Source organism: Lyngbya confervoides BDU141951, assembly GCF_000817775.3.
In the GTDB taxonomy this organism is placed as follows: Bacteria; Cyanobacteriota; Cyanobacteriia; order Thermosynechococcales; family Thermosynechococcaceae; genus Lyngbya; species Lyngbya confervoides.
Map to the genome: position 1 here is coordinate 38446 of NZ_JTHE03000104.1, position 21183 is coordinate 59628.

Annotated in this window: 22 protein-coding genes; 12 read left to right on the forward strand and 10 right to left on the reverse strand. The window is 52.3% G+C overall.

Going from position 1 to position 21183, the window contains the following annotated elements; translation table 11 throughout:
• Nucleotides 1-16: 16 nt before the first annotated feature.
• The 4 genes from egtD to QQ91_RS18330 all read right to left on the reverse strand — a co-directional run bounded on the left by egtD (nucleotide 17) and on the right by QQ91_RS18330 (nucleotide 4106).
• Nucleotides 17-1042 carry an L-histidine N(alpha)-methyltransferase gene (gene egtD / locus QQ91_RS18315; RefSeq protein ID WP_250833401.1) on the reverse strand — a complete coding sequence of 342 codons (1026 nt, stop codon included), beginning with the start codon at nucleotides 1040-1042 and terminating at the stop codon, nucleotides 17-19.
• An 84-nt stretch (nucleotides 1043-1126) separates the two neighbouring features.
• On the reverse strand, nucleotides 1127-1867 hold the full coding sequence (locus tag QQ91_RS18320) for a sulfite exporter TauE/SafE family protein (RefSeq protein WP_166277058.1): 741 nt from the start codon (nucleotides 1865-1867) through the stop codon (nucleotides 1127-1129).
• A gap of 94 nt (nucleotides 1868-1961) precedes the next feature.
• Nucleotides 1962-2336, reverse strand: coding sequence for a response regulator transcription factor (locus QQ91_RS18325; protein ID WP_166277061.1), 375 nt, complete (start codon nucleotides 2334-2336; stop codon nucleotides 1962-1964).
• A gap of 144 nt (nucleotides 2337-2480) precedes the next feature.
• Entirely contained in the window at nucleotides 2481-4106 is a 1626-nt protein-coding gene (locus QQ91_RS18330; protein WP_250833402.1) for an ABC1 kinase family protein, read from the reverse strand.
• A 137-nt stretch (nucleotides 4107-4243) separates the two neighbouring features.
• Between QQ91_RS18330 and QQ91_RS18335 the strand changes: the two genes are divergently transcribed.
• Complete coding sequence (locus QQ91_RS18335) at nucleotides 4244-5215, forward strand: glycosyltransferase family 2 protein (protein WP_166277064.1); 972 nt, start codon at nucleotides 4244-4246, stop codon at nucleotides 5213-5215.
• Nucleotides 5216-5684: 469 nt separating this feature from the next.
• Here QQ91_RS18335 and dnaN read toward each other — a convergent pair whose 3' ends face one another.
• Nucleotides 5685-6803, reverse strand: coding sequence for a DNA polymerase III subunit beta (gene dnaN / locus QQ91_RS18340; protein WP_166277067.1), 1119 nt, complete (start codon nucleotides 6801-6803; stop codon nucleotides 5685-5687).
• Nucleotides 6804-7319: 516 nt separating this feature from the next.
• Entirely contained in the window at nucleotides 7320-8753 is a 1434-nt protein-coding gene (gene dnaA / locus QQ91_RS18345) for a chromosomal replication initiator protein DnaA (RefSeq protein ID WP_166277070.1), read from the reverse strand.
• Between the two features lie 319 nt (nucleotides 8754-9072).
• Between dnaA and rpmH the strand changes: the two genes are divergently transcribed.
• From rpmH to QQ91_RS18385, 8 genes are all read left to right on the forward strand, one after another.
• Nucleotides 9073-9210 (forward strand): 50S ribosomal protein L34, encoded by a 138-nt coding sequence (gene rpmH, locus QQ91_RS18350; protein ID WP_166277073.1) that lies wholly within the window; start codon nucleotides 9073-9075, stop codon nucleotides 9208-9210.
• A gap of 25 nt (nucleotides 9211-9235) precedes the next feature.
• Nucleotides 9236-9589 carry a ribonuclease P protein component gene (rnpA, locus tag QQ91_RS18355; protein ID WP_166277076.1) on the forward strand — a complete coding sequence of 118 codons (354 nt, stop codon included), beginning with the start codon at nucleotides 9236-9238 and terminating at the stop codon, nucleotides 9587-9589.
• Nucleotides 9579-9965, forward strand: coding sequence for a PH domain-containing protein (locus QQ91_RS18360; protein WP_166277079.1), 387 nt, complete (start codon nucleotides 9579-9581; stop codon nucleotides 9963-9965). Before rnpA ends, QQ91_RS18360 begins: the two co-directional genes overlap by 11 nt.
• A gap of 55 nt (nucleotides 9966-10020) precedes the next feature.
• On the forward strand, nucleotides 10021-11517 hold the full coding sequence (gene yidC, locus QQ91_RS18365; protein WP_166277082.1) for a membrane protein insertase YidC: 1497 nt from the start codon (nucleotides 10021-10023) through the stop codon (nucleotides 11515-11517).
• Nucleotides 11514-12026 (forward strand): Jag family protein, encoded by a 513-nt coding sequence (locus QQ91_RS18370; RefSeq protein ID WP_166277085.1) that lies wholly within the window; start codon nucleotides 11514-11516, stop codon nucleotides 12024-12026. Before yidC ends, QQ91_RS18370 begins: the two co-directional genes overlap by 4 nt.
• Nucleotides 12026-12529, forward strand: a complete 504-nt coding sequence (locus QQ91_RS18375) for a YceD family protein (protein ID WP_166277088.1) — start codon at nucleotides 12026-12028, stop codon at nucleotides 12527-12529. Before QQ91_RS18370 ends, QQ91_RS18375 begins: the two co-directional genes overlap by 1 nt.
• The gene (locus QQ91_RS18380; protein WP_166277091.1) at nucleotides 12526-12765 is read left to right on the forward strand and encodes a 2Fe-2S iron-sulfur cluster-binding protein; all 240 of its coding nucleotides are present in this window, start codon (nucleotides 12526-12528) and stop codon (nucleotides 12763-12765) included. Before QQ91_RS18375 ends, QQ91_RS18380 begins: the two co-directional genes overlap by 4 nt.
• A gap of 447 nt (nucleotides 12766-13212) precedes the next feature.
• Nucleotides 13213-13404, forward strand: coding sequence for a DUF2949 domain-containing protein (locus QQ91_RS18385; RefSeq protein ID WP_201277190.1), 192 nt, complete (start codon nucleotides 13213-13215; stop codon nucleotides 13402-13404).
• Nucleotides 13405-13566: 162 nt separating this feature from the next.
• Here QQ91_RS18385 and QQ91_RS18390 read toward each other — a convergent pair whose 3' ends face one another.
• Nucleotides 13567-14574: a type I glyceraldehyde-3-phosphate dehydrogenase gene (locus QQ91_RS18390; protein ID WP_166277097.1), complete on the reverse strand. Its 1008-nt coding sequence runs from the start codon at nucleotides 14572-14574 to the stop codon at nucleotides 13567-13569.
• Nucleotides 14575-15011: 437 nt separating this feature from the next.
• Complete coding sequence (gene fabG, locus QQ91_RS18395; RefSeq protein ID WP_166277100.1) at nucleotides 15012-15707, reverse strand: 3-oxoacyl-ACP reductase FabG; 696 nt, start codon at nucleotides 15705-15707, stop codon at nucleotides 15012-15014.
• Between the two features lie 141 nt (nucleotides 15708-15848).
• Between fabG and QQ91_RS18400 the strand changes: the two genes are divergently transcribed.
• Genes QQ91_RS18400 through QQ91_RS18410 form a run of 3 tightly spaced genes read left to right on the forward strand, consistent with a single transcriptional unit; the run spans nucleotide 15849 to nucleotide 18883 of the window.
• Nucleotides 15849-16409: an NUDIX domain-containing protein gene (locus QQ91_RS18400; RefSeq protein WP_166277103.1), complete on the forward strand. Its 561-nt coding sequence runs from the start codon at nucleotides 15849-15851 to the stop codon at nucleotides 16407-16409.
• Between the two features lie 21 nt (nucleotides 16410-16430).
• On the forward strand, nucleotides 16431-17939 hold the full coding sequence (locus tag QQ91_RS18405; RefSeq protein WP_166277106.1) for a DEAD/DEAH box helicase family protein: 1509 nt from the start codon (nucleotides 16431-16433) through the stop codon (nucleotides 17937-17939).
• Nucleotides 17940-17977: 38 nt separating this feature from the next.
• Nucleotides 17978-18883 (forward strand): peptidoglycan recognition protein family protein, encoded by a 906-nt coding sequence (locus QQ91_RS18410; RefSeq protein WP_166277109.1) that lies wholly within the window; start codon nucleotides 17978-17980, stop codon nucleotides 18881-18883.
• Here the strand turns inward: QQ91_RS18410 and QQ91_RS18415 are convergent.
• Both QQ91_RS18415 and psbP read right to left on the reverse strand, forming a co-directional pair.
• Nucleotides 18861-19982, reverse strand: a complete 1122-nt coding sequence (locus QQ91_RS18415) for a catalase family protein (protein WP_166277112.1) — start codon at nucleotides 19980-19982, stop codon at nucleotides 18861-18863. The genes QQ91_RS18410 and QQ91_RS18415 overlap by 23 nt on opposite strands.
• Before the next feature lie 584 nt (nucleotides 19983-20566).
• The gene (gene psbP / locus QQ91_RS18420; RefSeq protein ID WP_236095952.1) at nucleotides 20567-21112 is read right to left on the reverse strand and encodes a photosystem II reaction center PsbP; all 546 of its coding nucleotides are present in this window, start codon (nucleotides 21110-21112) and stop codon (nucleotides 20567-20569) included.
• Between the last annotated feature and the right edge of the window lie 71 nt (nucleotides 21113-21183).

Below are 21183 nucleotides of genomic sequence, written 5' to 3' on the forward strand. Positions count from 1 at the left end.
CCCCCTGGGTCCAAGACTAACCCTGGTAGCGAAACAGCAGCACCGCAAACCAGCCCTGTTGATCTTGCCAAAGGTTGACCCGTTGGAGATGATGCCGGAGCAGCGTTGCCGTCAGGGCCTCCACTTCAAACTTCCGCGAAATTTCGGTTCGAATCTGCTCACCCGGCTGAAGGGTGAGGGTGAAATCTAAGGTACGGAGCCAAACGTCCTGCTGACGCTGACTTTCTAAATACATTTCAATTTGATGCTCAAGGGGATTGTAGCGAGCGCAGTGGGTAAATTGGTCCAGATTAAACGTTCCAGCAAAGGCACGGTTGAGGTGGCGCAGAATATTCAGATTAAATTGAGCGGTGATTCCCTGACTATCGTTGTAGGCGCGCTCTAGAACCGTGACCGGCTTCTGTAGATCAACCCCCAGCAACAAATAGTCCCCTGGATTCAGGGCTGATGTCACCTGTTGAAAAAAGACATCCTGCTCCGAGGGGGCTTGTCCCAGGCGCTGGGTATCTAGGTTCCCCAGGGTACTCCCCAAAAACATTAAGAGGCGTGGTTTTTGGTCAGGCGCAGGCAGATGCTCCAAGGCCTGGCGGTAGGTTCCCGCCAGGCCGACGACTGACAGGCTGAGATATTGCGTGAGTAGGCGATGGGCCGTCTGTTTAAGAATCCCCCGGCTTACGTCAATTGGGTAGTAGGTGGGATGAGGATCAATTTCACAATAGGCATCTAGCAACAGGCGGGTTTTGCGGGAACTGCCACTCCCTAGCTCAATTAAATCGCAGGGGCCGGTTCTCTGAGCGATCGCGGCCGCTGAATGCTCCAAAATCTGCTGCTCCAGCCGCGTTGGATAATATTCCGGCAGCTCTGTAATTTGCTCAAACAACAGCGATCCCAAATCATCATAAAAGTATCGGCAAGGCAGGGTTTTGGGAGTTTGACTCAAGCCTTCCAAAACGTCCGCGCCCTCTCGCTCCGAGGCACCGGGGTGGGGATTTAGAACAATCCACTGCAATCGATCAGACTGCGGGGTTGACAAACTAGGCACAGTACAGCTCCTCAGTATAGTGAAAATTCATCTCTCCGCCGAAACAGGACGGCCTTCATCGCCTTCATCATTATGGAGCGCGAGTTAGACCGCAAGCTGTCCCCGCCACTGGTCCCACACCATCCAAACCCCCGTCACCGCCATGAGAACAAATACCGCCCTTGTAAAGTGCTCAGCACTCATTTGGGCTAGCACTTTTTTGGCTAACCAGTTTGCGGGAAAGCTAGCGACTCCAATGACCATACCGTAATAAAAGTAGTCTGGCTGCAGCAGCCCCAGAAGCAGGTAGGACAAAATTTTGGCCAAATGGAGAACGGACGTATGCAAAGACTTGGTGGCCAAAAATTCTTCCTTCTGAAGACCAAACTGGAGGTACACCGGATTCGTGAGCGGTCCCGTGCTACCTATCAGACTTGATCCAACTCCATTCACCAGCGCCATCGGCAAAAACAACCAGGCTTGGACAGCCCAAGACGGCTGTAATCTTCCCCACCAATGGTAAAGCGCCATGCCCACGAGAACCAGCCCCAAGATAATCTGCAATCCATCCCAATGAATCTGCTTCAGCACATAGGCACCAATCCCAGCACCGGCGATCGCTCCTGGCATGTACCAATAGGTACTCTCCCAGTTAATCTCCTCCTGAAATAAGTAAATTCGCTGCAGGTGTCCAATGAGTAACCCAACGGTAATCACCGGTGCCACCGCTTGCAGCCCCAACAGAAAAGAAACGAGGGGAATCAATAACAGGGGGCTACCGCCACCGGCCAATAAACTGACAAACCAGGAAACAAAGCTGACGCTGGCAAGGAGAAGGACAGTCATGTCAGCTATTGTAACGGAATATGAATCTATTCCCGCCCGGAAAACACGGAGGAAGGGATTGCAGGTCTCGCTCCCATTTCTGGATTAGACTCCCTCAGGACGCCTTGCCAGGTCCCTGGAGCACCTGATGGATAGTGCGCAAAACCAGATCGGATTCAAAGGGTTTGCAAATATAGGCATCGCATCCTTGCTTATGCCCCCAATGCCGATCAAAGGCCTCTCCCTTCACCGAGCAAAAAATTACGGGAAGCAGGGCCGCGTGCTGCTTAATCCAACGACAAAGCTCATATCCATTCATTTCAGGCATCACCACATCGGTCATCACCAAATCAAGGCGATTGGCTTCAATGAGCTGCTTGGCCTCTCTACCGTCACAGGCTTCTACAACCTGAAAGTTGCTGGAACGTAGCAGAGCAATCAGAATTTCTCGGGCGGCCCGACTATCATCGGCAACGAGTACGGTAGTCATTGAAGGGGATAAATCAACACAATGCTCAGGCAACTGTATTATGCTGTGGCCTGATTTACCCCTGCGTCCGTACATTCACGGATATTCCGCCTCGCCACCGTCAACAACCCTGGCAATCTGGCGCCAGAGGGAGGTTAGCCCAATCTACTTCAGCTGCCCCGAGCGTAAAATCGTCACCACCAACCACATTCCCAGGAAACTCGCGGCACCAAATAAAATATTGCTCAAGATTTGAAACTGCGGCGCTGTGGCATTGGTGGACACAATGGCAGCACCAATCACCAAGGCCCCCACAACAGTGCTAAAGGATCGGCGGTTTGCGGAGCTATCTAGGCTGCGGCGTAACCCATTGATATCCTCAATATTGAGGTTAAATTTTAGGGTTTCAGAACTCAGTCGATTAAGCAAAAAACTAAGCTGACGCGGCGACTGGAGCGATAAATTTTTAAATTCCAGCCCCGTTCGCAACACAGATTGCAGGGGATCATCACCAACCAGCTGCCGCCAAAACATGTCGTTCATCAAGGGACGCACTTCTGCAACCACATTAATTTCGGGATAAAATAACCGACCTGTTCCCTCTAGATTGGTCAAAGACTTGGCAAATAGGCCAATATTGCTGGGCCAGCGTAGGTGATTACGACGGGCTGCCTGAAGAATTTCGTAAAAGGCCTGACTCGTATTCACCTGCGTCAAGCTTAAGTTGACATATTTTCGTAGCAGTCGATGGTATTCCCATTCAAGGGATGCCAAGTTGGCAGGCTCCATTGGCTCAGCCAGATCCAGGGTGATCTGCATGCATCGCTGGGCATCCAGGTTAATGATTGCAAGCACCATCTCCACCAGCGCCGCCTGGGTTCGACTGTCCAAACGCCCCATCATGCCGCAATCTAGAATTGCCAGGCGGCCATCACGCAGCAGCAATAAATTGCCTGGATGGGGGTCTGCGTGGAAAAAGCCATCCACCAGATACTGTTGGAAAAACGCCCGCACCAGCAGGGTCGAAATTTGTGCCCGTTGCTCAGGCTCAAGCGCCCCCTTGTCTCCCGCTGTCAACAGGGACGTTCCTTCTAACCACTCTAGTGTCAAAATCCTGGGGGTCGTGAGGTTCCAATAGACCTTGGGCGTTGTAATTTTATTGGGGTCAAACCATTTGCCCGATCGCAGGTTCTGGCCCAGTTGTTCTGTGTAGGTCGCTTCCAAGGTAAAGTTGAGTTCAGCCCGCAGCGCTGAGCTAAATTCTGCCGCTAGGGCCACCACGTCATATTGCCGCCCAAAGTCAGTCCCTGAGAGAAGCTGGGCCACCTGCGTGATCAAGGCAATGTCGCGTTCCACTAAGGCCGTCAAGCCTGGGCGCTGAATCTTAATCGCCACCGTGCTGCCATCGAGGAGCGTTCCTTGATGAATTTGGGCAATAGAGCCTGCAGCGATCGCCTGGGTCTGAATAGTCTTAAAAATTGTCTCCAGGGGGTGACCCAGTTCGGTCTGGAGTAGAGTTTCCACCTCAGACCAATGGGAGGGCGGAACGTTAGCCTGAAGCTGGCTGAGCGTTTCGATGTAATCTGGGGAAAGCAAGTCTGGCCGGGTACTTAAAAGCTGCCCGAGTTTGACGTACACCGGACCTAGGTCCGTGAGGATATTTCGCAGCACAGTCGGCGTTGGCAGCTCTGGCTGGTCGGTTTTACCAAGGGACAACACTTGCTGCATATAGCTCCAGCCATGGCGCAGCAGAACATCAAAAATTTCTTTTTGTCGGGAGGGTGGGGACACGATATTTTTTTCTAGTCTGAGGCAACTATAATCAATTTCGCCGGGACACGACCTCAGGCCTGCGCTCCTTGCGGAACCGGAGGACGTTGTTTTCTTTCTTTCCGACGCCGATCCGTCTGGCCCCCCTGAAATCTCCTGTGGCTCCCCTAACCTATTCCATTGTTATTCCCATCTATAACGAAGCCGATAATCTCCTTGCGCTTCATCAGCAACTTCAAGCCGTCCTCGGGCCAAGGCCAGACGCCTACGAGATTATCTTTGTCGATGACGGCAGCCGCGATCGCTCCCTGGCAATCCTCCGACAGCTTCAGCACCACAACCCAAACCTGCGCTATCTGAGCTTCGCCCGTAACTTTGGGCACCAAATTGCCGTCACTGCAGGTCTACAGTTTGCTCAAGGTCAGGCCGTCATTGTAATGGACGGGGATTTACAAGATCCACCAACGCTCATTCCCGTCCTCATTGATCACTGGCGCCAGGGCTACAAGGTCGTCTACGCACAACGGCGACGCAGAGACGACTCCTGGATCAAACAGGGCACAGCCTTCTTATTTTATAGACTTCTGCGCCAGCTCACTGAGGTGGACATTCCCACAGATACCGGTGATTTTTGCCTCATGGACCGCGATGTAGTGCAGCTGCTCAACCAAATGCCGGAAAAACATCGCTATATTCGCGGTCTACGGGCCTGGGTTGGCTTTCCCCAAACAGCCGTTCCCTTTGATCGACCCAATCGTTTCGCAGGAACAGCCAAATACACCCTGCGCAAATCGCTTTCCCTAGCCATCAGCAGCATCCTAGCGTTCTCCACCCTGCCCCTACGCCTATCGACCTATCTCGGGCTGTTTGCGGCGGGAGCAGCCATAGTGATGGCGGCCCTAACGCTATACTGGCGCATTGTTCAGCAATCGGATCGGCTCATCGGCTTTACCTTAATCACCATTGCAATTTTCTTCATCGGCGCGGTCCAGCTCATTTGCATTGGCATTCTTGGAGCCTACATTGGCCGCATCTATGAAGAAGTTCAGGGCCGTCCCCTTTATACTCTAAAAGAACTCAACGGCTTTCCTAATCAACCGACCCACCTACCCCCACAATCCGCTCATTGAGGAGCAAGAGGTGCGATTATCGGGCGTGTAACAATCATCGGAGGGCGGAACATCTGCCAACACGGTAGACCTTTGTGGGGTGGAGGACCTTTGTGGGGTGGACTGTAGGGGCGACGTTTGAAGTTTAGAGAAATTCCCGGTGGCGTTTACTCCCCTCTGGGAGGAAGTGCCCTCTGACCACAGATTATTGACTAGCACAGGAGAGTGAACCTGAGCCGGAAGCAGGCCACTGAATCCGAAGAGAGCAATGCTAATACCAAGGAGTTTGAGCATCATGGTGAGGGGAATCATACCAGTTGCCGCTGGCACCTAGATCATGAGTAAGGGTGGGGGAAAGATCAGCTTTTTTTCAACATCCCTAATCACTATCTTACCCAATGGAACCCGCAGGCCCAAGCAAAGGTCATGAATATCAACATGCGGCCATCTCCTGCAGCAATGGAGGGCAGGCCCCATTAGCAGAAGAGGACTAGCTGCGAATTTGAATCGGCATAATCAAATAGGTCATTTTAGGGCCAGATAAGGGTGTCAAAACGGCCGGCATGGTCTCAGAGTTCATTTGAACCTGAATCTCTGTACTATTCATCGCTTTCAGACCATCACTGAGATATTTTGCATTGAACGCAATTTCTAAGGGATCCCCTGTGATCTGAGCGGGAATGTATTCTTCGCCACTACCAAACTCTGGCGCTTCCGCTGAAATCGCCAGACGATCATGTACAGGATCTAACTTAAGACGAATGATGTTGTTTTTACGAGCAGCCAGTACAGCAATACGGTCAACGCTACTAATCAAAAGTTGCCGTTCTACGCTCATGGCACGAATAAACTCACGAGGAACCAGCTGCTCGTAGGCGGGGTATTGGCCCTCCAGAAGGCGACAGCTGAGACGTTCAACGCCCTGCTCCGTCGCGCAGTCAAACACCACTTGAGCGCTATCGGAGCGCATGGTCACAGTGGTGGGATGGCGAGTGAGCATGCGCTCCAGCTCACGCAGCGCCTTAGCCGGGATGGTGATGCAAATTTCGGATGAGACGGGGGTATCAACGCAGCGGGTAATGGCCAGTCGGTGACCATCCGTTGTGGCAAACTCTAAATCTCGCTCCCTTGCCTTAAAATGCAGTCCCGTTAAAATCTGCTTGCTCTCATCCGTACTGGCCGCAAACAAAGTCGTCTGTAGACCATCCAGCAGCGTTGCAGCCTCAAGCTGAACCGGTCCTGCCTCTTCCAAATTCGGCAGCGCCGGAAACTCATCCGCCGGCAGCCCCTGCATCTGATACTGCCCTGTGCCGCAGGCCAGCGTTACGCTGCTATCAGTTGTTTCAATTTCAACCTCTTGGTTGGGTAATCGAGACACAATGTCGTTCAAAAATCGAGCAGGGACAGTCAGGGATCCTTCACCTTCCACCTGAGCAGACATCCACACCTGCATTCCCACACTCAGGTCAAACACCGTGAGTCCTAAACGCCCCTCCATCGCCTGCAGGAGCACATTCGCAAGGACAGGATGGGAAGGATTGCTCGGGACGATTCGACTCAACAGAGCGAGCTTTGCACTCAGCGCATCTTGGGCGCAGACCAGTTTCATTACGAAGCGAAGAGGATTAAGCGGTTTTGGGAACTCCTACAGTAGCATCATCACCGTCCCACAGCAAGCGAAACCTGTGGAAAATTCAACCGCCGCGCCGGGGAACGGTTTGATCTTTTTCAGAGTTGATGTCGGTTTTTCCCTATGGGTTTTGAAATTTTGCGGCTCTTCCCGAGAGCTGAGCTTGGGCAGAAGCGTTTTTAACCCCACCTCACCCCTTTAAACTAAGAATCCGATTTTTAAATTTAAAAGATAGTAGTAGTAGTAGGTCCTGTGGAAAATGTGGAAAAAGATCTGAACTTCAATAAAATCAATGCTTTGAACCGCTGACCCCCTGTGGAAAACCTGTGGAAAAACAGGCCAGGTTTTCCACAGGCTGTGAATAAAGTTTAATTTTTCCACAGGCATCCTCAGTTTTCCACAGGTTTTCCACAGAGTTTTCCACAGAGTTTTCCACAGTTCTCCTGTACTAGTTTACAGCGCCAAGTCAGTACAGGAGAACTGTGGTCATGCCGGTCATGCCGGGTCGGCTGAGCTAGCCAGGTTAATGCGATCGCTGAGCTGCCTGAGCGTTTGAGCCAGCTCGGTATCTTTGCTTTGCTGTTCGGACACCTTTTCGCAGCTGTAGATAACAGTGGAGTGATCCTTGCCCCCAAACTCATCCCCAATCTTGGGCAGGCTCAGGTCTGTGTGTTGCCGCATCAGGTACATGCCCACCTGTCTGGCAAGACTGATTTCCCGACGACGAGAATTCCCCTTTAAATCCTCGACGGCAATGCCAAAGGTATCGGCGACCGCATGGATGATAGTGTCGGGAGAAGCCGTAATTTTGGCGGTGTTTGGCGCCAACATCGGCTTAATATTGTCAACGGTCATGGGTAAGCCAGAAATTGAGATGTAAGCCACGGCTCGAATTAATGCTCCCTCTAGTTCTCGAATGTTAGAGGTGTAATTGGCCGCAATATATTCAATCACCTCCCGAGGCAGCCGGATGTTTTCGTATTCCGCCTTTTTTTGGAGGATGGCCATGCGGGTTTCGAGATCCGGGGGTTGAATGTCTGCGATGAGTCCCATGGAAAACCGAGAACACAATCGTTCTTGAAGGCGGGGGATCTGACTGGGCGGACGATCCGACGCTAACACAACCTGTTTTCCGGCCTCGTGCAGGGTGTTAAAGGTGTGGAAAAACTCCTCCTGGGTATATTCTTTGCCCTCAATAAACTGAATGTCATCGACCAGGATGACATCCACGGCACGATAGTGTTCTCGGAAGGCCTGCATACTGTCTTTGCGAATGGCAGAAATTAAGTCATTGGTAAACTGCTCGGTTGAAACGTAAAAAATATTGGAGGTGGGGCAAATTTCCAAGCGATAGTGTCCAATCGCCTGCATTAAATGCGTTTTTCCCAATCCAACACCCCCGCATAGAAAAAGCGGATTAAACTCGCGTCCTGGAGATTCGGCTACCGCTAAACAGGCTGCATGGGCCATGCGGTTGTTGGGACCCACCACATAGCGAGAAAAAACATACCGGGGATTGAGGGCTTGGGGCTTAGCCGGCTTGGCTGGGGTGGCTGTGGCTGGGAGACTGGAGGGAGAATCCCCTGGCTGAGTCAATTCGCTGGCCTCCACCTGAGGGGAACGAATCGGGGTGGGAATCGTGGTCAAGGCCTCCGCCTGTTCCGGGAGAGTCTCGGCCTCTTGGGCAATATCAATTTGAATGTCTACCCCATAGCCTAAAATTTCCTGCACAGCGTCGGAAATGGTTTTGACATAGTATTTCTGAATCCAGTTTCTAGCAAAGGGATTGGGTGTTTTCAGCGTCAGACGCTGATCCTCTAGCTGCTCCGCCGTTGCGGTTTTGATCCAGGTTTCAAAGGTGGGACGACTAAGCTGACCTTGAAGCCTGTCTAGCACCTGATTCCAAAGATCTTCCAGAGAAATATCCACAATTTACCTCAATGACCAAGCGTGAAAATGAGTCCGGTGGGTGCTCTTGTATCCCCATAGACCAGAATTCCATACAGAACCTCGGTCAAGGGGGCATCCTGACTCGGGAGCCTTAAAAACCGTATTGCTATCCTAATGGAGGACTCTGGACTGAGTACGGAAAGTCATGGCTTATTTTTCGATTCTCAAACCATTTCATTCTGCCTTTGAATGAACTCCGGACTTGTCCTACAATGTAAATTTGGGCAAATTTTAGCCACCATTTCTTGTCTCCGGGGGGCGTAAAGCACCGGAGACGGCACAGTATCACAGAAGGACTATGACTCAACGTACGCTTGGCGGTACCAACCGTAAACGCAAAAGAACCTCCGGTTTTCGGGCTAGGATGCGCACAAAAACTGGTCAACGGGTGATTCGAACTCGACGTCGAAAGGGGCGGGCTCGCTTGGCCGTGTAATTTTTCCCCTTAACCGGCAACGTTCGTGTTGGCAAAGGCAAATCGGCTTCGAAGGTTTCGCGATTTTTCCCATGTTTACAAGCATGGAAAGCGCTTCCGGGCAGACGGCTTAGCACTCTGTACCTGTGAGCGGGCGGACGGCGCACAGCCCACTCGCATTGGCATTGCCGTGGGGGCTAAGGTGAGTAAACGTGCGGTTGTCCGAAATCGCATCAAGCGCCGGCTCCGGTCTGCCTGTCGATCTTATTTACCCTCTCTCTCTCCGGGGCAAGATTTGGTGATTGTGGCAAGGTCGGCTGCCACCCAATGCGACTATTCAGAATTTCTGCGACAATTGAAACAGTTGTTTACAAATGCGGAGCTGCTGCATGGGGATTAAGGAAGAGGTTTACTTCGAGGGGCCGCCTCACTGGGGCGATTTAATCGTCAATATTTTGCTCGGGTTCACCGTTATCTGCCTGCCGCTAACGGTGGGGGCAATTGTCCGAGCCCTTTGGCTTCGCTACCGCATTACAAATCGACGGGTTACGATTACAGGGGGATGGCTCGGACGCGATCGCTCCGATGTTATTTACTCTGAGATCGTCAAGATTGTGACCGTACCGCGGGGAATTGGCCTGTGGGGAGATATGGTATTGACCTTAAAGGATGGGAATCGCCTGGAACTGAAGGCCTTACCCAAGTTTCGAGAGGTGGCCGCCTACATTCAAGACAAAATCAAGTCTCCCAGTAAAGCAGCGGGTGCAGCGGCCTAGATGACCGAGCAGTGATTAAATAATGTTGTTGAAGGCAGGGGTATTGTAAAAGCGCATGGATTTTGGAGTTGGATTTCTTTCTAACAACGTCATGCTGCCTATTCTGGACTTTTGCTATGGAATTATTCCTAGCTATGGTCTAGCGATTGTGGCGCTGACGTTTGTGATTCGCTTTGCCCTTTATCCGGTTAGCGCGGGTCAAATTCGCAACATGCGGCGCATGCGCGTGGCTCAGCCCGTGATGCAAAAGCGTCAGCAAGAGATCCGTGAGCGTTACAAAAGCGACCCGGTGAAGTTGCAAGAGGAGCAGGCAAAGCTGATTCAGGAATTTGGAAATCCCCTGGCTGGCTGCTTTCCCCTGTTGATTCAAATGCCCGTCTTGTTTGCGCTGTTTGCAACCTTGCGGGGATCGCCCTTTGCAGCCTCGACCTACAGTATCAATTTGCAAATTTTGCCGCCGGAGAAGGTGGCTCAAATCGAAGCGCAGCCATTTTCGACGAAGCCCCAGAGTATCTATGTGGCCGACGGGGAACATTATCCGGTGGCGGCTGTGTTAGATAAGGGCAATCGCTTAGCGGTGGGCCAGGCTGCTACCCTGGACTATCAAACGGTGTCTGGTAAGCCGCTGTCGGCGCTTTTGGCTGAGCATCCCGATGTCAACATTCAGCCTACCTGGACTGTACAGAAAGGCCAAGATCGAGTCTCTCTAGATGAATCAGGTCATCTTCAAACGCTTCAGCCTGGAGATGTCACGATCCAGGGAAAAATTCCCGGTATTGCTGCCGAAAACGGCTTTCTGTTCATCAAAGCTCTGGGTCGCGTCGGTGCCATTGATGGAGAATTAATCACCCAGACCGAGGCGGGACCGAAGCTCAATGTGGATGCCATCCATTGGGATATTCTGCTCATGGTTTTGGGTTTCGGGATTTCCCTGTACATTAACCAGCTTCTGACCGGGCAGCAGCAGGCTGCTAACAATGCACAGCAGCAAGCGGTTAATCAGTATTTGCCCATTATCTTCTCGGGAATGTTTTTATTTTTCCCCCTGCCCTCGGGTGTGCTTCTCTACATGCTGATTGGGAATATTTTCCAAACGGTTCAGTCTGCGATTCTTGCCCGCGAGCCCTTGCCGGAAAATTTGCAAAAAATTCTGGATGAAGAGGAGCGAAAGGCCAAGACTAAAACAATTTCCAAAGAGAACGAAATTTTTGCCTTAGAAACCGGATCCAGTGTTCCGAAAGCTTCTGATGCGAAGCCTTCTGGTTTTAGGACTGCCGCCGCCGATGCGGCTCGCCCTAGTGAGGAAGGGGGGGGACTATTTGGATCGGTTAAGGCACGATTTCAGGAAGCCTTGGCCGAGGTCCAAGCCGCAGAGCAGGCAAAGCGACAGGGGTCTTCGGAGGCTGCGCATCAAACCATTGACGTAAAAGCTCAAGAAGTGTCTGCCAATACACCTCCTTCCGCCTCCAAGGGACCTGCTCCTAAAAAAGTGGCCCCCAAGTCAGCCTCTAAGAAAAAGCGTAAAAATCGTGCGAAGCGTCGTTCATCATGACCTCTGATTCGTCCACTATCGAAGCAGCCCAGAGCTGGCTAGAGTCTGTGCTATCCCGTCTGGGGATTGAAGCAAGCGTGGTGCAAGAGAAACCCAAAGTTTGCCAAGAACACTTTCAAGATTTTGGGGGAACTTGGTTTAAGATTTCCACCGATCATCTGTCGCCTGAGATTGTGGAGCAGTTGATTGGCGATCGCGGTCAGCATTTGGAGGCGCTACAGGTGTTGATGAATGCCACCTTTAATCCTGATCCGGAGTCTCCCGAGCACATTTTTACCTTGGATGCCCACCAGTATCGCGCGAACCGCTATGAACAGCTTTTGGAGATGGCCCATCAAGCGGCTGAGCAGGTCCGCGAGACTCAGCAGGAGGTGGTGATGCCCATGCTGTCCTCCGTGGAGCGCAAGCTGGTACACACGCTCTTTGTTGAAGATCAAGATTTAGAAACGGTCAGTCGGGGGCAAGATCGCGATCGCCGCCTCGTGCTTTGTCCAGTGCAATTATCCTGATGGATTACTCAATTTATCTTCCCCGCCTTCTGCAAGCTCCCGATCAGACAGAATCGGTTACCGTTGAGACCTTTTTTCCCGATCTGGAAACCTTAACGCCTGTGAAAGGGTGGGTGAAGGTGACCCATGGCGGTACCTTTTTGGAGGTGGTAACCCAGGCTAGCACCATTGTGACCTTGACCTGCGATCGCTGTCTACAGCAGTACAATCATCGTCTCAAGGTTGAGACCTCCGAATTGATTTGGCTAGAATCAACCGCTGCGAAGGCTGTCCCTGGGGTAGAGGTCGAAGTGCCCCTGGAAGATTTAGTGGAGACCTTAGACCCAGCCGGATTTTTTAAGCCTGACCTCTGGCTCTACGAGCAGCTCTGTTTAGAGTTGCCCTTCCAGAAGCTCTGTGATGGTAACTGTGAAGGGTTGAGCAGCCCCACGCCTTCTACCGGAAGCAATAGCCCCGTGGATCAGCGCTGGGCTGCCTTGAACGCTCTCAAGCATGAGCTATGACAGTTACGGTTTGTTTTTTACCTGACAATGTTCAAGTGGAAGCGGAGGTAGGAGAGCCGCTGCTGGAGGTTGCGGCACGGGCCGACATTGCAATTCCGACGGGCTGTCTTATGGGATCTTGTCATGCTTGTGAGGTGGAACTAACCGAGATTGGTGAAGTCTGTGCCTGTATTACCGCGGTTCCGGCGGGGCACAAAAAAGTGACGGTACAGCTGTTTTCCGATCCCACCTGGTAGGAAGTGTATCTCCAGCGCAGCCACAAGGACAAGCTCAGGAACCAGCCCACAGAAATTATTTTTTCCTGGAAAATAATTCAGGCTTGCCGTAAATCTGCGGTTTCAGCATAAATAAATCTAAAGAAATGCCGCTTTGGTAAAAGTTTCGCGTAAAGTTGCTTTATTAAAAATTGGCGAAAATCGCAAGTCGGCTGAGGAGCGTTTGGACTTTGGCTGCAAGAGCTTAAAAGCCTGGGATTTTTGCCCTTGAGGAGTGACCTAAAAGTTTGGTTTGGCACTGCCCTTTGGCTGACGGAAACGGGATGACAGCAGGGGCAAGGCGTGGAGTATGGGGTTTAGCCCGATGGTCCCCATCGTTCCCATGAGTCGTGGTGCCTGAATCAAGCGTCTTCTAGCTAGAAGACGCTTACAACGTAAAGGTTATGTTAGCGCCTAGGGGGTATGGTTATGGAAACAGGTAAGCAAAAGCAACTCTTGCAATTTTTAACAACCCATCTCCAGGTTTCCCACGCCTCAATCAGTCTTGCGCTTAAACATCGGGAGCAAGATCCTGGACCCCTTCCCATTGTGTTATGGAACTATGGGTTTTTGACCCTCGATCAGCTCAGTCAAATTTACGATTGGCTCGAAACCTCCTGAAGAGAGGTCCAGGGATAGAGAGGACTGGGCAAGGCCGGGGTAAGGTTTGGTCTGCGGCAGAGAATGAGTTAAAAAAAGAACGGTGACTCACCGCTCTTTTTTTAACCATAAGGTTTTCTGCTTAAGTGGATTGAACTTCCGAACTTTCGAGAAAAACTGATCCTAGGACCACTTTTGAGCAACCAGCTCCGCTAGATCCAGAACACGCTGACTGTAGCCCCACTCGTTATCGTACCAGGCTACAACCTTCACCATATTGCTGCCCATAACGAGGGTCAAGTCCGCATCCACAATGGAGGAGGCATCGTGCCCGCGATAGTCACTGGATACCAGGGGAATATCGCTGTAATGAATAATGCCTTTCATATTGCCTTCCGCCGCAATCTTGAGTGCCTCGTTGACTTGCTCAGCAATTACGGGTTTTTCGACTTGAGCAACAAAGTCCACAACGGACACGTTGGGGGTGGGAACGCGCAGGGCAATGCCGTTGAGTTTGCCCTGAAGGGCAGGAATCACAGCCCCCACTGCTTTAGCGGCTCCCGTCGAGGTTGGCACAATGTTAATCGCTGCTGCGCGGGCGCGACGCAGATCTCGATGGCTGGCATCTAAGATCCGCTGATCCCCTGTATAGCTGTGAGTTGTGGTCATCATGCCCTGAATAATCCCAAATTGTTCATGGAGCACTTTCACCACAGGTGCTAGGCAGTTCGTGGTACAGCTGGCATTACTAATGATGGCTTCACTGGGGTCGTAGGCTTCGTGGTTGACGCCATAGACATACATGGGCACCCCGTTTTTACCCGGAGCGGTGATCAACACTTTTTTGGCACCTGCTTCCAGGTGTTTACTGGCACCTTCTTTGGTAACAAACACACCCGTGGACTCAATCACTAGGTCAATGTCCCACTCTTTCCAGGGAAGATTGGCCGGATTACGGTCGGAAACGCACTTGACAACATGACCGTTCGCGGTGATGGTATCTTGTCCAGCAACAATGTCGGCATCTAACTTGCCCAGCATGGAGTCGTACTGCAGCAAGTGAGCATTGGTCTTTGGATCTGAAGTGTCATTGATACCCACCACTTCTAGGTTGCTATTCTCCCGCAGCAACCAGCACCGCATAAAGTTTCGTCCAATTCGCCCAAAACCGTTGATTGCTACTCTAACCACTGCGTCCTATCCTCTTTAATTCTTCAAATTAAAACGACAAAGCCAAACCTAGCCCCAATCATCATATCGTAATCAGGTTACAGATTCGGGCAGAGCTGGAATCGACAATCAACAAAGGTTGAATTAAGGGATTGGGGAGCGGACTATGCGTGGCTAGGAGTGAGAGGCACACAATGTTGAGTTATCCAGGACTAGCCAATTTTATTGAAGTGGTTGGAGAGTAGATGGAGAATAAAAGGGGATTTTCTGGAAGAATTGATAGTAAGGAGGGCTTTTTCACGGGTTCAGATCGGACTTCTCCTGGGAAGGGCTTGAGATTTTCAGGAGAGAGGGGTGGGGTTAGATACAAAAAAATATTGAAATAACGCCGTTTGAATAAAGAAAATCTATCAGGGGCTTTAGATTTGGGCCGGATCTATTTTTTGAACCGCGTTGACCTAGACGTTGCCGAAGACAGGAACTGCTGCGCCGCGAATATCCCGGGCCGCTTCAGAGGCAAGGAAGCAAATCACTTGTCCCAGGGATTGAGGGGTGACCCACTGATCTGCCTGCGCTTGCCCCAGAGCCTCTCGGTTGGCAGCGGTGTCAATGACGCTGGGCAACACCGTGTTGGCGGTGATGTTAGTGCCTTTTGTCTCGGCGGCGATCGCCTGGGTAAATGCCACAACCCCTGCCTTCGCTGCGCTGTAGGCCGCCATCTGAGCGGGGGGAGACTGGGCAGCGCCCGATCCCACGGTCACAATCCGGCCATAGCCGTGACTCTGCATGCGCCGCAGGCTGTGCTTACACAGTAAAAAGGTGGTGGTGAGGTTGATCTGAAGGTTGGCATGCCATTGGTCCAGGCCATACTCAGTTGTGCTGCCCATGGAAAACCCGCCCACGAGGTGAACGAGGACGTCCAGATGGGACATTGAATCGACAAGCTGTTGTACTTGTCCCTCATGGCTGAGGTCTGCTTCGACAAAGCGAATGCGAGCTAGCTCCGCGGGAGCTAGCAATTGCCGGAGCTGATCCACTTCCGTTTGATTGATGTAGGGCAAGGTAATCAGGGCACCCTGGGCCAGCAAAAGCGGGGTGACGCCTTGGCCCAGGCCACCGGAGCCGCCAGTGAGCAGGACATGTCTGTTGCGCATAAGCTTGAGAGATCGTGGGGAAGGAGATTGAGCCATGGGGCTAAGGCCTAGGCCCACAGGGGGGGGACCCTACGCTTTCCCTGGTCTCGTTCATCCCTCATAATCATAGGAGTTTGGCCGGGTGGCGGGAGACCTTTAGGGATGAAGTTTAACAATCGGCAAAATCGCTGCATTGCGGTTGGGGGAGAGCAGCTGTGGATTAGTCGCAGCGTAACGGTACTGCCTGCCCTGTTCTTGGTCCAAGGTGAACAGACCTATGTCCCTCTGGGATTAAGGGGATATGGGTTACCCGACGAATGTGGAAAATGGGCCTTGCCGGGTGGCTATCTGGACTATGACGAAACGGCGGGAGAGGCAGTGATTCGGGAGATTTGGGAAGAGATGGGCCTGAATATTCCAGATTTGCAATCGAAGTATCGCTTTGAAGGATCCCTCGATCAGCCCTACTACGTTTTGACCCTACCGCGCAATCGTCAAAATGTGACCCTGAGATTCCCGCTGATGTTTTTTCTCCCAGAAACTCAGGATCTGCCGGCGCTCAATCCGCAGGTGGGTGTGGATGAGGTGATTGAGGCAAAATGGTTCCAACTCTCCGAGGCCTTGGCGATGCCCCTGGCCTTTTATCATCATGAGGTGATCCGCCATTGCCTTGCCCATTACTATAAGGACATCTGGCCGGGAAGTCTGGCGGATATAGGATAATGGCGCAGCGCTACTGAAGCTATGGCTCGCACTCCCCTGCTTTCCTTTGATCGAGGCACACTCATTTTGCATCCTCCCCCCCGTGGCAAGGAGTGGATTGATTTTGCGACCTGGGATGATCGCATTGAAAAGTTTCGGGTTCCGGCCCTTCAATATCGCGGGTTGATTCAGGCGCTCAATCAGGGGCAGGTGGCCTATCAAGATCAGGCGCGGGCCTATCAAGTGCTGACCCTGGCCCAAACTCAATCCCACCGCCCCTATCCCCATCAACTAGAAGCTTTGAGTGCCTGGCAGCGTCAGGGGGGGCAAGGTGTTGTGGTCCTGCCCACAGCGGCGGGAAAAACCTATCTGGCCCAAATGGTGATGCAGGCCACGCAGCGAAGCACGCTGATTATGGTGCCGACCCTCGATCTGATGCACCAATGGTATGCGAATCTGTTGGATGCCTTTCCTGGGGTGGAGGTGGGACTGTTGGGGGGCGGATCCCATGATCGCGCACCGGTTTTGGTGGCGACCTACGATAGCGCGGCAATCCATGCGGAGTCCCTGGGCAACCGCTACGGCCTGTTGGTGTTTGATGAGTGTCATCACCTGCCCAGTGACTTTAATCGGGTGATTGCGGAATATGCCATTGCTCCCTTCCGTCTAGGGCTAACGGCAACGCCTGAGCGAGGCGACGGTCGACATCAAGATCTAGATTGGTTGATTGGTCCTCAGGTGTATCGCAGAACCCCAGAGGAGCTGTCGGGGCAAGTTCTGGCAGAGCATCGCCATATTAAGCTTGCGGTGACTCTATCCTCCCAGGAGCGCGATCGCTACGATCAGCTCATTGAACTCCGTAATACCTTCTTGCGAGACAAGGGGATTTTCTTGGGGAGTTTGCAGGGGTGGCAAAACTTTGTGCGTCAGAGCGCAAGGTCCCCAGCTGGCCGACGTGCAATGCTAGCCCACCGGGAGGCGCGGGCCATCGCCTTTGGAACCGCTGGTAAGCTACGCATCCTGGCAGATTTGCTCCATCAGCATTACCCTGCGCAAACGCTGATTTTTACCGATGACAATGCCACCGTTTACCGCATTTCCCAGGAATTTCTGATTCCGGCCATTACCCACCAAACCCCAGTCAAGGAGCGTCATCGGATTCTAGAGTCCTTTAAGCAGGGCGACTATCCCACGATTGTCACCTCGAGGGTGCTCAATGAAGGGGTGGATGTGCCGGAGGCTCGCGTGGCCATTGTTCTTTCGGGAACAGGGTCAAAACGTGAAGCGGTGCAGCGTTTGGGACGTGTGCTGCGGAAAGGTCAGCAGGACAGCAAGCTGGCCCTGCTGTATGAAGTGATTGCCCAGGGCACGACTGAAGAAAATGTTTCCAAACGGCGCAATCGGAAACCCGGAGAGGCGCCTCAGCGTCAACTCGAGCTGGTGCCGTCGCCTTACCCAGAGACTCCAGCAATTCAGCCGCGGGCTGCGGAATCGGAGTCAATCTGGCAAAATCAAACGGAATCAGGGGGGCTTAGCCCCTTGGATTTTTAAGTGTGGTAGGGTATTTCCATTTAATCGGGTCAATTTGCATGAAAAAGAGCTTGCTCCTGGGTCTGAGCCTTAGCGTATGCGCTCTCATTCTTTTCAGCCCTTGGCGTCATCCCCTCCGGGTTACGGAGCCGGTGTTGGCCCAGCATCCTCCAACCCTCGTTGCCAGTGCTGGACAGTGGTACACTCCACCAGGGATTCCAGCCCCAGGCTGTGCGGCTCAGCCCAATCCCGACCCTGATCCCGATATTCGCTTTCAGCCTGGAACCTTGTCCTTAGATCGGTTCCGATCTGCGCTACAGCCCGTATCCTGGCCTCAGTACACTCCGGATTGGGTCAAAACCTATCAACCGCCAGAACAGGTGGCTCTGGCCCATCCCACCAATTTTGGGGAGAGATTCCTTTTAGATGCTCAGGGCCGATCCGCTGCCCGTCCGCCGCTGATTGTGCTCCACGAAACCGTGGTGTCAGGCTGGCAAACGGTGCGGTTTTTTCAGACCGCTCACTACAATGATGCGGATCAAGCCAGCTACCATGCCCTCATCAAGCGAGATGGATCCATTTTTTATCTGGTGCCGCCCGATAAGCGCGCCTTTGGTGCGGGAAATTCTGTATTTAACAGTCCCAACGGGCCAGAAACCACGCAAACCAATCCCAAGTTTTCCGCCTCTGTCAATAATTTTGCCTACCATATTTCCTTTGAAACGCCGCCGGATGGCAACCACAATGGTCGCACCCACAGCGGCTATACGGACCGCCAGTATGCATCTCTGGCTTGGCTGATTGCTAAGACTGGGGTGTCGGACGATCGAATTACAACCCATCAGGCGGTGGATCGGTCCGGATCGCGACTCGATCCGCGCAGCTTTGATCGCCGCAAGTTTGCTCTATATTTACAACAGTTTCCGAAAACCAATGAAATTTCTATTGGTTGCTGGCAGCCGTAGCAGGGCTGTCCAAGGAGAGAAGGGTGGGTGAAAAGGTGTCAGGTCCAGGTTCTTCCAGGGGAGCCTGGTTGAGCTGGTGTCGAACCTCGGCTGTCTGTTGATAAACCTGACGACGAGCGCGGTTCATGCTGCCCAGGGGACGTTGTTCCAGTAGCGCATGCCAGGGTGTGAAGGAGAGGTTCTCACAAAAGCTCATCTGAGCTGGGCTATCAAAGGTCTGGGGTGGAATGTCCACCGTTGCGACTTTAATTGGAGGCGATCGCCAAAGGATGGTGGAATCCTCCACGGGCATGGTGAGGGGGTTGGTTTGCACCTGCAAAAAGAAGTCAAAGCCTGCGGCACGCTGGCTCAGGGTTTTAATCATGGCCTGGCGCAAATAATCAGGGGTCGATTGATCCACGCCATCGGGTCGATTGTTGGCGTGGGGCTTGACCAAAAATTTAACGGCTTTGCCTGCGCCGAGTTGATAGGGCGTGACGCTGAAGTATGAACAGTTGAGAGGACTGGCCGGTTTAATGATTTTTTTGAGGCCCCCCAGGACGAGGAAGCGTCTGAGTTCCTGCAGGCGCCATCCTCCCGGCCACAAACTGGGAAAGAAAAAGGGGAAAAATGCCTGCAGGCGACTGCCGGGGGAGGCACTGGTCCGGTTCATTTGACCCGATCGCTCGAACAGATCCACGTAGTCGGGAATCGTGCGGATAAAGAAAACAGGGTGATCAATCATCACCAAGTCATGGGTCTGGCTGTCATCCTCAAGGGCTTTGGTCCCCTCTACCGCCATAAGCTTTATGGCCATGCCGTGGGATCCCCCTTGGCGATCGTCCATGGCTTGACCGTTTGAGTAGCGGATCCAGGCCGGAAAGCACTTTCCCGGCTGTTTGAAAAGACCGACGCGTAACGCTGCCGGGAGATCGGGGTCAATGGTGAAGTTGGCCCACACGACCCCATGGTTTTTAGGATGCTGGTCCCGTCTGGCGGGGGAACCCTCTTGGCTGTACTGATCTTGAATTTGCTGAGCACTGATTTCCGTAATCCGCTGAATATCTGCAGCTTCATTGGGCAGTGGATATTCCTGACCCAGTTCTGGTTTGTTGCTCATTGGCTCTTATAGAAGATAGGCTACCGTCAAGGACTGGGTCAGTTTTGGGGGAGGACAAGAAACCCAGTGGCCTACTCCATCATTATTCACGGATTTGTTGAGCCGATCTGGTTTTTAAATAAGAACTTTGGTTTTCCTAGAACGGCGGTGAGGCCTTTTTGGGGGCAGATCCGGCCAGGGAGTTCTTTGCTCGCTTTATCTGGTGCTCGCTTTATCTGGTGCTTGCTTTATCCAGTGGTTGCGGCAATGATTGCACGACACCTGGGAATTTCGTGGGGAGGGAGGCGCCGAGATTGATTTTATTTTTTGGAAAAAATTAAGTTTAATGTCAAGTTGAGAGGGAAGCCTAGGGAGAAGTTTGCCAGGATGGGGCTGATTATTGGAAATGTTCCGCAATTTAAGGAACGAATCTGGAGACTTTCCGGGAAGGTGACGCTGGGCTGCGGCGATGGAAATGTGGACAATAGGAGTACAAACTGTGGGGAACCTTAACTTAAATAGATGTGCTAAAAAACGCTCTGCCTCAGCAGAGTGTTTTTTTCTAACCAGTTGGAGAGGGAAGAGTTGCTTTCCCGAGTCAATGGCTAGTAAACGGCGAAGGAGTTGGCAACATTTTTGAAGGTGGCTTCCAGTTTTGACCAGTCTGATTCAGGGGCAGAGACACTCAGGGTAAAGAGCTTGCCCCGACTGATGGCAACGCTGGCTAAGTTGTGTCGCTCAGCGTTCGGTAGGTCAATATAGTATTCCAAATTGTAGTAAGTGCGATCGCCCAGTACCCGTTCACTGGAGGAAAGGAGCTGGGCTTGTCGGTTAGATCCGGGAGGGGCTAAGACAGAGGTTGCCAGTCGCAGGCCAACCTCATTGGGGGTTCCCAGGTCGCTGAGTTTTGTTTGATTACCCGTGAGATTGCTGACTACCACGCTCACCAGTTCCGATTCTTCAATGAGATCTCGGAAGACCACATCAGGTCCATTGTTGACCTGGATTTGTACCCAGCCGTTGGGATAGACGAATTCATAGCCGTTGCGCTCATTGACGTAGGCTTTGAGACCACCGCCTGCCGCCACGCAGCCCTGAAGGGTGAGGCTGACACACACCAGCGCGATCGCCACAATCCTTTTCCACATCATGAGTCTTGCCTAAATCCATCGTCTGATTACACTGCTCACACTGTAACCTGTTAAGGAACCGAAGGAAACGG